General features: G+C 70.5%; 1 pseudogene. It reads left to right on the plus strand.

Annotated elements, in window-relative coordinates:
- Nucleotides 1-96 precede the first annotated feature (96 nt).
- Nucleotides 97-999: pseudogene (locus tag ACLQ24_RS29810) on the plus strand (hypothetical protein); the annotation flags it as partial.

The following is a 999-nucleotide window of genomic DNA, read 5'->3' on the forward strand; positions in this document are numbered from 1 at the left end:
CGCTGGGGCCGGTGAGGGGCGAAAGTCAGATGCGCCCTGCTGGGGGAGTCTGGGATCCTGTCCGGTTCGCGTGAGATCGGGCATGGAGGACGGCCAATGGTGGCGACAGATGACGTGGCGACGGGTCGGGCGCGACGCCCGAAGTTGCATGCGGCAGTGGGCCAGTTGATGGCGGCGGTGCTCGGCGAGTTGGCCGCTCGCGACGGCGTGCCGGTGTTCGCGACCGTTCCCGACTTCGGCGAGTGGCACCGCCACGGGCAGGAGTCGTTCGTAGCGATCCGCCGCGGTGCCTGGCAGATGCCGGGCCGGGTCACCGACTACCGGTTCTTGGACACCTTCGCCGAGATGGGGGCGGTGCGGGCCATCGTGGTCGCCGATGAGGTGCTGCGCGAGCGGGTGGATTGCATGGTCGGGGTGGAGTTCGCGCTCACGCTCCGGCAATTGGGGTGGACGCTGGTTAAGCACGTCCTGGAACCCGTGGTTGCCGCCGTCGGGCGCTACCGGTTCGACCAGGATGCCTTCGACGCCGCGTACAGCAGGTTGGAGGACGGTCTGCTGGCCACGCGGGCGCGGTTGGTCGAGGTGGTCCCGCTCAACGCCTTCACCCCCACCGCGGGTATCGAGGCGGTCACGTTGCCGGACGGCCTGGTGCTGCAGGCGATGAGCGACCGGCAGGTGAGCGCCGCGATCGGCTACCTCGCGGTGCCGATCGCCTTCGCGGGCGGCCCGAACTCGGTGACCGTGTCGCGGTTCCACCAGTGGGCCCTGACCCGCTGCACCTCGTACCCGGTGTGCTCGGCCATGGACGTACCCGCCCAACCGACGGCGCCGGATTCTGGCGCGCTGGTCGAGCCAGCCAGCCGCCTGGTGACGGCGCTTCGGCTGGTGTGCGGTGGGTCCGTCACCGCGACTCGGGCGATCCGCTGCCCACCGGACGACGACTTTCCCCAGGGTTTGGGGCCGACGGCGTCACTGTCGGCGCTGCCCACCTTCGACGAG

This window comes from Micromonospora sp. DT4 (assembly GCF_049841675.1).
Lineage (GTDB): Bacteria > Actinomycetota > Actinomycetes > Mycobacteriales > Micromonosporaceae > Micromonospora.